15 protein-coding genes are annotated in these 13,098 nt (G+C 54.9%); 6 read left to right on the top strand and 9 right to left on the bottom strand.

The window, feature by feature from the left end:
* Window positions 1-67: 67 nt before the first annotated feature.
* From QRN24_RS10545 to QRN24_RS10525, 5 genes are read right to left on the bottom strand one after another with little or no spacing between them, the layout of a single operon-like run.
* A complete protein-coding gene (locus QRN24_RS10545; protein WP_020883705.1) occupies window positions 68-856 on the bottom strand; it encodes an IclR family transcriptional regulator in 789 nt (262 codons plus the stop codon).
* Between the two features lie 12 nt (window positions 857-868).
* A complete protein-coding gene (locus QRN24_RS10540) occupies window positions 869-1,618 on the bottom strand; it encodes an SDR family oxidoreductase (protein ID WP_063156838.1) in 750 nt (249 codons plus the stop codon).
* Window positions 1,618-2,640 (bottom strand): Rieske 2Fe-2S domain-containing protein, encoded by a 1,023-nt coding sequence (locus tag QRN24_RS10535; protein ID WP_138014147.1) that lies wholly within the window; start codon window positions 2,638-2,640, stop codon window positions 1,618-1,620. The genes QRN24_RS10540 and QRN24_RS10535 overlap by 1 nt, the downstream gene beginning before the upstream one ends.
* Before the next feature lie 10 nt (window positions 2,641-2,650).
* Window positions 2,651-2,959, bottom strand: a complete 309-nt coding sequence (locus tag QRN24_RS10530; RefSeq protein WP_284942694.1) for a recombinase-like helix-turn-helix domain-containing protein — start codon at window positions 2,957-2,959, stop codon at window positions 2,651-2,653.
* On the bottom strand, window positions 2,956-3,279 hold the full coding sequence (locus QRN24_RS10525; RefSeq protein ID WP_013098654.1) for a Rieske (2Fe-2S) protein: 324 nt from the start codon (window positions 3,277-3,279) through the stop codon (window positions 2,956-2,958). Before QRN24_RS10525 ends, QRN24_RS10530 begins: the two co-directional genes overlap by 4 nt.
* A gap of 417 nt (window positions 3,280-3,696) precedes the next feature.
* Between QRN24_RS10525 and QRN24_RS10520 the strand changes: the two genes are divergently transcribed.
* Entirely contained in the window at window positions 3,697-4,908 is a 1,212-nt protein-coding gene (locus QRN24_RS10520) for an MFS transporter (protein WP_284942693.1), read from the top strand.
* 3 nt (window positions 4,909-4,911) lie between these two features.
* On the opposite strand, the gene speB is transcribed toward QRN24_RS10520, so the two are convergent.
* From speB to yqgG, 4 genes are all read right to left on the bottom strand, one after another.
* On the bottom strand, window positions 4,912-5,832 hold the full coding sequence (speB, locus tag QRN24_RS10515; protein ID WP_014071686.1) for an agmatinase: 921 nt from the start codon (window positions 5,830-5,832) through the stop codon (window positions 4,912-4,914).
* A 209-nt stretch (window positions 5,833-6,041) separates the two neighbouring features.
* On the bottom strand, window positions 6,042-8,018 hold the full coding sequence (speA, locus tag QRN24_RS10510; RefSeq protein ID WP_020883700.1) for a biosynthetic arginine decarboxylase: 1,977 nt from the start codon (window positions 8,016-8,018) through the stop codon (window positions 6,042-6,044).
* 8 nt (window positions 8,019-8,026) lie between these two features.
* Window positions 8,027-8,152, bottom strand: coding sequence for an acid stress response protein YqgB (yqgB, locus tag QRN24_RS10505; RefSeq protein ID WP_284942692.1), 126 nt, complete (start codon window positions 8,150-8,152; stop codon window positions 8,027-8,029).
* A 100-nt stretch (window positions 8,153-8,252) separates the two neighbouring features.
* Window positions 8,253-8,396, bottom strand: coding sequence for a small protein YqgG (gene yqgG / locus QRN24_RS22835; RefSeq protein ID WP_419763464.1), 144 nt, complete (start codon window positions 8,394-8,396; stop codon window positions 8,253-8,255).
* Between the two features lie 94 nt (window positions 8,397-8,490).
* Here yqgG and QRN24_RS10500 point away from each other — a divergent pair, with 94 nt between their 5' ends.
* The 5 genes from QRN24_RS10500 to endA all read left to right on the top strand — a co-directional run bounded on the left by QRN24_RS10500 (window position 8,491) and on the right by endA (window position 13,098).
* Window positions 8,491-8,673, top strand: coding sequence for a hypothetical protein (locus tag QRN24_RS10500; protein ID WP_025203262.1), 183 nt, complete (start codon window positions 8,491-8,493; stop codon window positions 8,671-8,673).
* Between the two features lie 147 nt (window positions 8,674-8,820).
* Window positions 8,821-9,975, top strand: a complete 1,155-nt coding sequence (gene metK, locus QRN24_RS10495; RefSeq protein WP_014171559.1) for a methionine adenosyltransferase — start codon at window positions 8,821-8,823, stop codon at window positions 9,973-9,975.
* Window positions 9,976-10,342: 367 nt separating this feature from the next.
* Window positions 10,343-11,740, top strand: a complete 1,398-nt coding sequence (galP, locus tag QRN24_RS10490) for a galactose/proton symporter (RefSeq protein WP_257806067.1) — start codon at window positions 10,343-10,345, stop codon at window positions 11,738-11,740.
* Between the two features lie 58 nt (window positions 11,741-11,798).
* Window positions 11,799-12,296, top strand: a complete 498-nt coding sequence (locus tag QRN24_RS10485) for a SprT family zinc-dependent metalloprotease (RefSeq protein WP_032670169.1) — start codon at window positions 11,799-11,801, stop codon at window positions 12,294-12,296.
* Between the two features lie 94 nt (window positions 12,297-12,390).
* Window positions 12,391-13,098 carry a deoxyribonuclease I gene (gene endA, locus QRN24_RS10480; protein ID WP_020883698.1) on the top strand — a complete coding sequence of 236 codons (708 nt, stop codon included), beginning with the start codon at window positions 12,391-12,393 and terminating at the stop codon, window positions 13,096-13,098.

The following is a 13,098-nucleotide window of genomic DNA, read 5'->3' as shown; positions in this document are numbered from 1 at the left end:
TCGTCTGGCCCAGATTGGGCGTAAAACATGCCCGACGCAATGAAGCGCCTGGCGTTAACCTGCTGATTTAACTGGCCTGTGACAAATACCCTAAGAAGCCAGATATTTTATCCGCCGCCATGCGGACATCGTTTTGCAGGCGCTCGCGATCGGTCTGCGGGATCTCCTCCGAAGGCACCAGAATGCTCACCACGGCCGCCACCCTTCCGCTGCGGTCATACACCGGATAAACGATGGAGGAGATGCCATGACGGAAGAAGGATTCGCCGATCACATAGCCGCGTGCTTTGTCCTGCTGCACCATCTGCCACAACGCTTCACGGTCGTGGATCTGGCCCGGCGTGTTGCCCGGCAGACGCTCGTGCGGGAACAGCTGTTCGAAATCGGCTCGCGAAATATCGGTCAGCAGCATGCGCCCCAGCGACGTGCAGTGCACCGGCAAACGGGTACCAATGCTCACCTGATTGATGCGAGAACCGGCGGCGCTGACGCGGGCGATATAGATGATGTCGCGCCCGTCGCGGATCGCCAGATGACTGCTGCACTGGCTGACGTCACGCAGCTGCTCGATGACCGGCTGACCGACCTGCGCCACATCCAGTGAGGCGATGTATTCAAAGCCCAGACGCAGGACGTTCATGCCAAGCGAGAAGGTATTGGTTCGCGTGTTGCGCTCCAGAAAACCCATGTATTCCAGCGTTTGTACCACGCGGTAGGCGGTGGCTTTCGGCATATCGACCAGCCTGTGCAGCTCGGCAAAGGTCAGTTCACGGTGCTGCTCGCCAAAGGCCAGCAGCAGCTGTAAGCCTCGCTCCAGCCCGGGCACCAGGTACTTCACTTCGTGATCGCTTGCCATATTTGCTTTACCTCAGTTAAAGACAAAACCGCCGTTGACCGGAATCAGCTGTCCGGTGATAAACCGCGACAGATCGCTTAACAGCCAGACCACGCTGCCGGTGACGTCTTCCGGCTGCTGCGCCCCGGTGAGCGCCCGGCCGTTTTCGTAAAGCTGATGCCGCTCTGCAGGGACATATTCCGTCGCTTCGACGCGGGTTAAGCCCGGGGCGATGGCGTTAATACGAATGCGTTTTTCACCCAGCTCACGTGCCATTGAACGGGTCATGGCAATCACGGCGCCCTTGCTGGCCACGTAGGCCATCAGACGCGGCGCGCCCCACAGCGCGGTATCGGAAGCCACATTGACAATGGCTGCCCCTTCGCGCAGCAGCGGTACCGCATCCCGGGTAACCAGCCAGGTGCCTTTAACGTTAACGCTCATCACCCGGTCCCACAGATCCGGATCGTAATCAAGCATGTCCTTGCCGCCGACCCCGGTCGCCATCGCCGCGTTATTGACCAGACCGTCGATCGGTCCCTGTTCGCCAATGGTGCTGAACACCCGCGAAATGGAGAGCGGATCGGCCAGATCGATAACGTGTGATTCAATCGCATAGCCCTTCTCACTTAAGCCATGCGCGCTTTCAGCCAGTTCGCCCTGAAGGATGTCGCACATCACCACCGCCGCGCCCTGCTCTGCGCAGGCTTTCGCGAAATGAAAGCCCAGCCCACGCGCGGCACCGGTCACCACGATGCGTTTCCCGTTCAGCAGCCCATTCATCAGGCGGCTCCCTGCTGAGCTTCACGCGCCGCCAGCTGCTCTTTCGCCGCTTTTTGCATCATGCGGCGCAGGCGCGAGAGGCCCACATCATGCTGGTAAAGGTATTCGTGTTCCCGTGCATCTGGCGCCATGCTCTCCAGCACCACGCGGTCCTGCTCAAGGACTTCCCAGTGCAGTTTTTCCAGACGGTTACGGTACATGAAACGCCACATATCGCGCTGCCAGCCCTGTACGCGGCGGATACGCCAGAAGAAGACGCGGCAGTTATCGTTATCTTCCGGCACCACCATGCCAACAATGAAGAAGTGACCGCCCGGCCCGAAACGCTTCTTATAAGGAATGGACAAACGCATCCAGTAGGTGCCGCTGTTGCCCAGCTCAACCCAGTCGAAGTTTACGCCGCTCTGGCCTTTTTTCTCGAAGATAAACCCGGTTTTCGTTGGCTGCAGAACCATATCCGCTTTGCGATCCCCTTCCGCCATGGAGTGCGACGAAGAGTGCAGATAGGTGCCGTGCATCGGGTCCATCACGTTTTCCAGTGCGTACTGGTAATTGCATTTCCACGCGGCGGTGCAGAGAAAATTGCTGTAGGCGTCGGTGTCAGCCAGTTCGTCCGGGAAGCTCAGTTCGTCGGGTTGCTGATCGGCGGTAACGCCAAACCAAAGGAAGATGGCCCCGTGCACTTCCTGCACGTTGTAGCTGCGCACACACTGCTGGCCGACCAGCGGACATTTGTCCACCGCAGGCACATCCTTCACTTCGCCGTTGCCCGCCACTTCCACGCCGTGATACCAGCAGGCGATACGATCGCCCAGATTCCAGCCCATCGACAGACGCGCGCCACGGTGCGGACAGCGATCTTCCAGCGCCTGCACCCGGCCATCTTTGTTGCGCCAGACCACAATCTGTTCGCCCAGACGGGTGATCCCCACGGGCGCAGACTGAACTTCCCAGCTGGCCAGCACCGGGTACCAGAGGCCGCGTAGACCTTTATCAAGATAGTTTTGTACGGTAGTCGTCATCGCATTGCCCTCAGTAGCCGTTAACCTGTAAGAAAGCCTGGAAGCTGGCATCGCTCCATGGCTCGCCCTGCTGATCGTGCATACGTACCGCGTTCAGCCCGTTGACCAGTTCCGGCACGGTTTCAGCGCCCTGTTCGAAAAGGTCTTCCAGCGTAGAGATAAGCGTGATTTCCCATTTTTCCGGTACGCGGCTGCGGGTCTGCCAGATCAGGTTCTGGTAATCACCGGGCTTATGGATGGCGCCGTTACCGCCCTCAGCCGGAGGGGTAAACTGACGGCTTTCCGGCAGCGCCGGGTTGAAGTTCAGACTTTCGCTCATGCCACTGTCTCCTCGACGAAGGTAATCTGGATCTGGTTTTCAAATACCCGAACCGGGTAACGATTGAGGTTACGTCCGCCTGGGCCGTGCAGGCACTGGCCGGTTTTGACATCGAAAACCGCCTCATGCAGCGGACATTCCACTTTACCGTCCTCGACGAAACCCTGACTCAGCAGCGCGTAAGCGTGCGGGCATACGTCTTCCAGCGCGTAATATTCGCCATCAATCAAATAAACGCCGATCTCTTTGCCCTCGACGTTACCGCTAAAAGGGAAATCTTCCTGTACTTGTTCTGCGTCACATACGCCTATCCAGCTCATCACGATCCTCCAGGCTTTTGTTTCATATATGAAACTCTGTTTCTTATTTAATACGGTCAATATAAAAGCGAAGAATGTTTCGTCAAGCGCGAATGTGACGAATTTGTTAATCAGTCGAGGTTTAATTAGCTAAGTGTGCAAGCGATCACGAAAAAATGCAGCGATATGAAATTTTCATTATTCAGGCGTGAATGAATACATTTTTTTGATGATCTTTTATTTTTTAAAATAGAGATTGACTTCTTTTATTTTTATTCCTTAAAAATTATATGTGCGCATACCTCTGGTGTTTCACCTGTGAAACTTTAATTTAATTTATTTCATTAAAACAATGAGTTTCACAGGTGAATCATTTTAGTTACGTGACAATAACGTTCATAAAAAATATAAACAGACAGCACGATTAAGGCGGATTAAATGACGGCAAGATGGCAAGGCACGTTGGCACTTCTGGTGCTCATTATTATTTCCTACGTTGACCGCGTAAATATCTCGGTGATGATTTTAAACCCTGAATTTGCCGAACATTTTCAGCTAAATGAAAACAGAATGTTACAAGGAATGCTCATGACCTGCTTTTTGCTGGGTTATGGTTTTTCCGCTTTACTATTGACCCCAGTTATCGAAAGCAAATTACATTACCGACAGGGATTGTTAACCAGCATTGCGATATGGGCCGTGGTCTGCGCCATCTCGCCACTGCTGGGGTCGCTGATGGGCATGCTCATCGCCCGACTGATTTTGGGTATTGCCGAAGGCCCACTCTTTTCACTGAAAACACGCTTTATCAGCGATAACTTTAGCGCCGGGGAAATTGGTAAGCCCAACGCCGTTACCGCGCTGGGCGTTTCACTGGGGCTGGCGGTAGGCTTTCCGCTGATCACCTGGCTGATGGCACACCTTGGCTGGGCGGGCTCATTTTATGCCCTCGCGGCGATCAATCTAGCGCTGGGTGGGGGGTTAATCTGGCGTTTCCTGCCGGCCCCTCAACATTCGGAAAAGCGCCGAACGTCCGGGTTTGTGCAGACCTTTACGCTTGCCTGGCAGACGCCGCTTCTGGGCTGGATCCTGCTGGTTGAAATCGCCACGCTGAGTTATCTCTGGGGCAGCAGCGCCTGGCTTCCGGCCTGGCTGCGCGATGAACACCACTTCTCCCTGCACGCGACCGGCTTTCTCGCGGCTATCCCCTTCCTGCTGAGTCTTGGCTCAAAGTTTCTGGGCGGTGTGCTGCTCGACAAAATGCGCCCGGACCAGGCACCGCTGCTGTTTGTGGTGGGCGGGATCTTAACGGCGAGTTCCGTCGTCATGCTGATGCTGAGCCACCAGCCCGGCTGGCTGGCGCTGTTTATGCTCTCGGCCAATATTTTCTGGGGACTTCAGGGGGCGGCCATTCCGGCGGTTATCCAGCATCATGCGGTGCGGGAAGCCGTTGGCAGTGCCTACGGGATCATCAACGGGATTGGGAATATTTGCGCGGCGTTTATTCCGCTGCTGATGGGGATGGTGATGAAATCGGTGGGTTCAGTCAGCTCCGGTTTTTCGGTGCTGGTCGTCTCGCAGGTTATCACCCTGCTGGCAGGAGGCATGTTGCTGCTGCGCATGCGTCGCGCAGCAGCAATCCGGGCGTAAGGCTTATTCGCCTTTTTTCGCGGCCTGGATGTAGAGCATTTCCAGCGCGAGGGTGGCCGCTGCCAGAGCAGTGATCTCTGACTGGTCGTAAGCCGGAGCCACTTCCACCACGTCCATACCCACGATGTTCAGATCCTTCAGGCCGCGCACCAGTTTGATGGCGCGGTCAGAGGTCAGGCCGCCGATCACCGGTGTGCCGGTGCCCGGGGCAAACGCCGGATCCAGGCAGTCGATATCGAAGGTCAGGTAAACCGGCATATCGCCGACAATCTGTTTTACCTGAGCGATGATGTCATCAACGCCGCGATCGTTCACCTGGCCGGCATCCAGCACGGTGAAGCCATTATCTTTATCAAACTCGGTACGAATACCAATCTGCACAGAGTGGTTTGGATCGATCAGACCTTCGTTTGGCGCGGTGAAGAACATGGTGCCATGGTCGAATTCACAGCCGTTCGCATAGGTGTCGGTATGGGCATCAAAATGCACCAGCGCCATCTTACCGAAGTGCTTCGCGTGAGCACGCAGCAGCGGCAGCGTGACGAAGTGGTCACCCCCGAAGGAGAGCATGCGTTTACCGGCAGCCAGCAGTTTTTCGGCATGGGCCTGCAGTTTTTCACTCATCTCGCGCGCGTCGCCAAAGGCGTACACCAGGTCACCGCAGTCAACCACGTTCAGGCGCTCGCGCATGTCGAAGTTCCACGGGAAGCGGTTGTGCTCCCAGGCCAGGTTAGTGGAAACCTGACGAATAGCTGCCGGACCATGACGGCCACCAGCACGGCCTGACGTGGCCATATCAAACGGCACGCCGGTGATCACCCAGTCAGCGTCACTGTCGTACGGCTGGAAGTTCATCGGGAGACGTAAAAAACCAAACGCGTTAGATACCAGAGAGTTATCGTACTGATGGCCTAAAGTGCTCATGTCCTGACCTCTTTAAAGTCGATACATTAAAAACAGATGAAAAAAAATCCCCTCCGCGTCGTTAAACCCGACGAGGAAGGGATTGATTTGTAAATCGCTTATTGGGGCGAATTATCGCCGCTAATTCATACGGGTTCAAGTGAGTATAGGCGAGGGTACTGCCCCTTGCCCTCACGCCGCCCCTCTCCAACAGAGAGAGGCAGGTTTACTTACTCGTCTTCCAGATAGGTGTATCCGTAAAGACCCGCTTCAAACTCTTCCAGGAACTGCTGCTGCAGCGCATCGTCCAGACCGGTATTTTTCACCTGGTCACGGAACTGGGTCAGCAGCTTTTTCGGATCCAGCTGAACGTATTCGAGCATATCCGCCACGGTGTCCCCCTCGTCGGACAGCTCAACTTCCACGCTGCCGTCAGGGAAGACAAACACGTCAACCGCTTCGGTATCACCGAACAGGTTATGCATGTTGCCGAGGATCTCCTGATAGGCACCAACCATGAAGAAGCCCAGCATCGGCGGGTTCTCCGGATCGTACTCTGGCATAGGCATCGTGGTCGCGATACCGTCGCCGTCGACGTAATGATCGATAGCGCCGTCGGAGTCGCAGGTGATGTCCAGCAGCACCGCACGACGTTCCGGGGCGTGGTTCAGCCCTTCCAGCGGCAGAACCGGGAACAGCTGATCGATACCCCAGGCATCCGGCATCGACTGGAACAGCGAGAAGTTGACGTACATTTTGTCCGCCATGCGCTCCTGCAGTTCGTCAATAATCGGACGGTGAGCACGGTTGCTCGGGTCCAGCTGCTGCTGTACGTCGTGGCACATGTTCAGATAAAGCTGCTCTGCCCATGCGCGTTCCTGCAGGCTGAACGTGCCCGATGAATACCCCACATGAATATCATGCAGATCCATCTGGCTGTCGTGCAGCCACTCGCGCAGCGAACGGCGGGTACCCGGCTCGTGCATCTCCTGCCAGGTCTCCCACATGCTTTGCAGTGCACGAGGCGCGTCCTCAGCCGGTGGGGTTACCTCGGAAATTTCACTGCGTTCAACGCCGATAATGTTCGATACCAGCACGGTGTGGTGTGCGGTAACCGCGCGACCAGACTCGGTGATCACCGTTGGATGCGGCAGGCCGTGCTCTTCACAGGCATCGCCAATCGCCCAGATGATGTTATTGGCATATTCGTTCAGGCCGTAGTTCACGGAGCAGTCGGACTGCGAGCGGGTACCTTCATAATCCACGCCCAGACCACCGCCCACGTCGAAGCACTGAATGTTTACGCCAAGCTTGTGCAGCTCAACGTAAAAACGAGCTGATTCGCGTACGCCGGTGGCGATGTCGCGAATGTTGGCCATCTGCGAGCCAAGGTGGAAGTGCAACAGCTGAATGCTGTCCAGACGACCACGCTCACGCAGAATCTCAACCAGCTGCAGAACCTGGGTCGCCGCGAGACCAAATTTGGATTTTTCGCCGCCTGAGGACTGCCATTTACCGGAGCCCTGCGACGCCAGACGCGCACGCACGCCCAGACGCGGGATAACGTTCAGACGCTCCGCCTCTTCCAGCACGATAGCGATCTCTGTCATCTTCTCGATAACCAGATAGACCTTGTGGCCCATCTTTTCGCCAATCAGCGCCAGACGAATGTATTCACGGTCTTTATAACCGTTGCAGACGATCACCGAACGGGTCATGCCAGCATGTGCCAGCACGGCCATCAGCTCCGCTTTGGAACCCGCTTCCAGGCCCAGCGGTTCACCGGAGTGGATCAATGACTCAATCACGCGGCGGTGCTGGTTCACCTTGATAGGGTAAACCAGGAAGTAATCGCCTTTATAGCCGTAAGATTCACGCGCGCGTTTAAACGCGGCGTTAATGGAACGCAGACGATGTTGCAGGATCTGCGGGAAGCAGAACAGTGCAGGCAAACGCTGGCCCTGCGCCTCGCGTGCTTTCACCAGTTTGGCGAGATCCACGCGCGCTTCAGGAACGTCAGGATCCGGGCAAACGCTGATATGGCCCAGTTCGTTGACGTCGTAGTAGTTATTGCCCCACCAGGCAATATTGTAAGTGCGCAGCATCTTGCTGGCTTCCTGGGAGCTCATCGCAACCTCCTGCATGGAACGTAGTACACCCTGTTCGCCCGCTGACGAAGGCGAAAGCGAAGACATGTCGTCAGACATAGCGAACCTCAACTCTTTGTATTAAGTGTAAAACAGTTGACTGCTATCGCAGCGTTATACGGCGATAACAACCCATAAACGGATCCATTTCCCAGCAGACTATGCTGAAAACCAGACCGTGCGACCGGTTTCATATTCATATCATTGTAAACACGTGTCCGAACTTAATTATGACAACGTTCGGCGAAACCACGAGAAAACTCTTGTCTTAACAAGAGCGCCCTTGTTCAGTTTTCACAAAGCGTGACCGGCCCTGGAATCCTGAGAAGCCCCGAGATGGGTATAACATCGGCAGGTTTGCAGATTAGAAATGCGGGTTGCGGGAATCAAATACGCGCCAGAACGGCTGCGCTGAATTAGCGGAAAACACTGGTTCATTATCTCGTATCACCTCCACGGCCGCTCCTGCTGAAACGGACCACAAGCCAAAGCTAAAAGTTCACTGCTTAACCCGGCTGGAAGTGGCGACACGATGAGTTCATCGAGCGCTTATTGGTATGAGCCGCGCGCCGCGTTTTATACCGAGAACAGGGGTAAATTGCAAAAGATAAATGCGCGGGTTGCCAGCGCCGTCAGGAAAAATTTCCAGCAGCGAATTCAACTCAGTGAGAGGTTAGTCAAAAAAAACTGGAAATCGGGCGAAGAACTGACCTAAAATAGCCATCCAGATGTTAATCCATCCATACTGATTAACACTCAGACTGCCAGTGTCATTAACCTGCAGGCCTTGGTAGAATTATCTCCTTTGGCTATTCCACACAGCAGCTTGAGCTAAACAAATTCCTTTTAGGTGAAATAAAACATGGCAAAACACCTGTTTACGTCCGAGTCCGTATCAGAAGGACATCCAGATAAAATTGCTGACCAAATCTCCGATGCGGTGCTTGATGCGATCCTGACGCAGGATCCAAAAGCGCGCGTCGCGTGTGAAACCTACGTTAAAACCGGCATGGTTCTGGTTGGCGGTGAGATCACCACCAGCGCATGGGTGGATATCGAAGAGATCACCCGTAACACGGTTCGTGAGATCGGTTATGTCCATTCTGATATGGGCTTTGATGCCAACTCTTGCGCGGTACTGAGCGCAATTGGCAAACAGTCTCCGGACATCAACCAGGGCGTTGACCGTGCCGATCCGCTGGAACAGGGCGCGGGCGACCAGGGCCTGATGTTTGGTTATGCAACCAACGAAACTGACGTGCTGATGCCAGCGCCAGTGACCTACGCACACCGTCTGGTGCAGCGTCAGGCTGAAGTGCGCAAGAATGGCACCCTACCATGGCTGCGTCCTGATGCGAAAAGCCAGGTGACCTTCCAGTACGACGACGGCAAAATCGTCGGTATTGACGCGGTCGTTCTGTCTACTCAGCATTCCGAAGAGATCGACCAGAAATCCCTGCAGGAAGCAGTGATGGAAGAGATCATCAAGCCGGTTCTGCCAACTGAATGGCTGAGCTCCGCAACCAAATACTTCATCAACCCAACCGGACGCTTTGTTATCGGCGGCCCAATGGGTGACTGCGGTCTGACCGGCCGTAAAATCATCGTTGATACCTACGGCGGCATGGCACGTCACGGTGGCGGTGCCTTCTCCGGTAAAGACCCGTCTAAAGTTGACCGTTCTGCTGCGTACGCTGCGCGTTATGTTGCGAAAAACATCGTTGCTGCTGGCCTGGCTGACCGCTGTGAGATTCAGGTTTCCTACGCTATCGGCGTGGCTGAACCGACCTCCATCATGGTTGAAACCTTTGGTACCGAGAAAGTGCCATCCGAGCAACTGACACTGCTGGTGCGCGAGTTCTTCGACCTGCGCCCATACGGTCTGATTCAGATGCTGGATCTGCTGCACCCAATCTACAAAGAAACCGCTGCATACGGTCACTTTGGTCGTGAACATTTCCCATGGGAAAAAACCGACAAAGCCGCTCTGCTGCGTGAAGCTGCCGGTCTGAAATAATCAACTGACAGCGAATGTTAAAAAAGGCCAGCCTCGTGCTGGTCTTTTGCTTTTGTCAGCCAGATAGCCTGACATTGCGCTTTGCGTGAAACCGATTACACCCCACCCGATATACCTCGCTTTCAGAATAATCTCTTTGCATGATCGCATGTCTTATGCTGTTACATTTCCTTTCAGTTAAGTCTGAAATTCATTCAAACGCGATGCGCATCAACTAATTTACCTCTATATTTTCAAAGCTTTAATTTTATTTACGGTTGCACATCAGTGTAACCGATTACACCAATGTGATTTATCTCACATATTTATACGGGTTGCTCACTTACCCTTAACATCGATAAAACTGATAACCCAACTGGAGGGCATAATGCCTGACAATAAAAAACAGGGGCGTACGTCCAATAAGGCGATGACATTTTTCGTCTGCTTCCTCGCCGCCCTGGCAGGATTACTTTTTGGTCTGGACATTGGCGTGATTGCCGGTGCGTTACCCTTTATCACTGAAGAGTTCCAGATAAGCGCTCACACCCAGGAGTGGGTAGTAAGTTCCATGATGTTTGGTGCGGCCGTGGGTGCCGTGGGCAGCGGCTGGCTCTCTTTCAGGCTGGGCCGCAAAAAGAGCCTGATGATCGGTGCAATCCTGTTTGTTGCAGGTTCGCTCTTCTCAGCAGCGGCTCCAAACGTTGAGGTATTGCTGCTTTCTCGCGTGCTGCTTGGTTTGGCCGTGGGTGTGGCGTCGTATACCGCCCCACTCTATCTCTCTGAAATCGCACCCGAGAAAATCCGTGGCAGCATGATTTCGATGTACCAGCTGATGATCACCATAGGCATCCTCGGGGCTTACCTTTCCGATACCGCGTTCAGCTACAGCGGCGCATGGCGCTGGATGCTTGGCGTGATCATTATCCCTGCCATTCTGCTGCTGATTGGCGTTTTCTTCCTGCCGGACAGCCCACGCTGGTTTGCAGCGAAGCGTCGTTTCGTCGATGCCGAGCGCGTGCTGCTGCGACTGCGCGATACCAGCGCGGAAGCCAAAAACGAACTGGAAGAGATCCGCGAGAGCCTGAAGGTAAAACAGTCAGGCTGGGCGCTGTTTAAAGAGAACAGCAACTTCCGTCGTGCGGTATTCCTGGGCGTGCTCCTGCAGGTGATGCAGCAGTTCACCGGGATGAACGTCATCATGTACTACGCACCAAAAATCTTTGAACTGGCGGGGTATTCCAATACCACCGAGCAGATGTGGGGGACCGTCATCGTTGGGCTGACCAACGTTCTGGCGACCTTTATCGCTATCGGTCTGGTGGACCGCTGGGGCCGTAAGCCAACCCTGACGCTGGGCTTCCTGGTGATGGCCGCCGGTATGGGGGTTCTCGGCACGATGATGCACGTGGGGATTCACTCTCCAACCGCCCAGTATTTCGCTGTGGGGATGTTGCTGATGTTTATCGTCGGGTTTGCGATGAGCGCCGGTCCGCTGATTTGGGTGCTGTGCTCTGAAATCCAGCCGCTGAAAGGGCGTGATTTCGGTATCACCTGCTCCACCGCGACCAACTGGATTGCCAACATGATTGTCGGTGCGACGTTCCTGACCATGCTCAATACGCTGGGCAACGCGAACACCTTCTGGGTCTACTCCGGCCTGAACATCTTCTTTATTGTTCTGACGCTGTGGCTGGTTCCTGAAACCAAACACGTGTCACTGGAACATATTGAACGTAACCTGATGAAAGGTCGTCCACTGCGCGAGATTGGCGCACACGACTAATTCTCTGGCGGGAGGTGCCTCTTGCACCTCCCCGCTTCGCGCTTTATGCTCTGCCCCTATGAAAGCACCCCGTCTCCCCATCGCCCTTCAGCAAGCCGTTATGCGCAGCCTGCGGGAAAAACTCGCCCAGGCCAACCTGAAACTCGGCCGGAATTACCCTGAGCCGAAACTCGTCTACCAACAGCGTGGCACGGCGGCGGGCACGGCGTGGCTCGAATCCTATGAGATCCGTCTGAACCCGGTGCTGATGCTGGAAAATCAGCAGGCGTTTATTGAGGAAGTGGTGCCGCACGAGCTGGCGCACCTGCTGGTATGGAAACACTTTGGCCGCGTGGCACCCCACGGCAAAGAGTGGAAGTGGATGATGGAAGCCGTGCTGGGCGTTCCGGCACGCAGAACCCATCAGTTTGAACTTGAGTCGGTACGCCGCAATACCTTCCCCTACCGCTGCCAGTGTCAGCAGCATCAACTTACCGTTCGCCGTCATAATCGCGTGGTGCGCGGCGAGGCCACCTACCGTTGCGTCAAATGTGGTGAACCGCTGGTCGCGGAATAACCAACTGAACTTTCAGAAACTTTCCTGATCTGACTGATTGCATACAGGAACAACATTCGTTACGTTGCGGGCTCGTTTTGACACGGAGTGTAAGATGTCCCGTAATTTTTCTCTCGCGGTCGCTTTTCTGGCGACAGCACTCTCCGGCCAGGCTCTGGCCGACGGTATTAACAGTTTCTCCCAGGCAAAAGCGGCAGGCGTAAAGGTCAACGCGGATGTTCCCGGTGATTTTTATTGCGGTTGTAAGATTAACTGGCAGGGTAAAAAAGGGATCGTTGATCTCGAATCCTGCGGCTATAAAGTGCGTAAGAATGAAAACCGCGCCAGCCGCATCGAGTGGGAACATGTGGTGCCGGCATGGCAGTTTGGCCACCAGCGTCAGTGCTGGCAGGATGGCGGTCGTAAAAATTGCGCCAAAGATCCGGTCTATCGCCAGATGGAAAGCGATATGCACAACCTGCAACCCGCGGTTGGCGAGGTGAATGGCGATCGCGGCAACTTTATGTACAGCCAGTGGAACGGCGGAGAGGGTCAGTACGGCCAGTGCGGCATGAAAGTTGATTTTAAAGAGAAAGTCGCTGAGCCCCCGGCCCGCGCGCGCGGCAGTATCGCCCGCACCTATTTCTATATGCGTGACCGTTACGACCTCAACCTTTCCCGCCAGCAGACGCAGCTGTTCAACGCATGGGACAAGCAATATCCGGTGACGGAATGGGAATGCCAGCGTGACGCGCGCATCGCGAAAGTTCAGGGTAATCACAACCCTTACGTCCAGCGGGCTTGCCAGGCGCAAAAGAGCTAA

The sequence above is a fragment of the Enterobacter sp. MEB024 genome (assembly GCF_030209635.1).
Taxonomy (GTDB): Bacteria; Pseudomonadota; Gammaproteobacteria; order Enterobacterales; family Enterobacteriaceae; genus Enterobacter; species Enterobacter ludwigii.
Note: the sequence above shows the minus strand (reverse complement) of the source record. Positions and strands in the feature narration are given on the sequence as shown.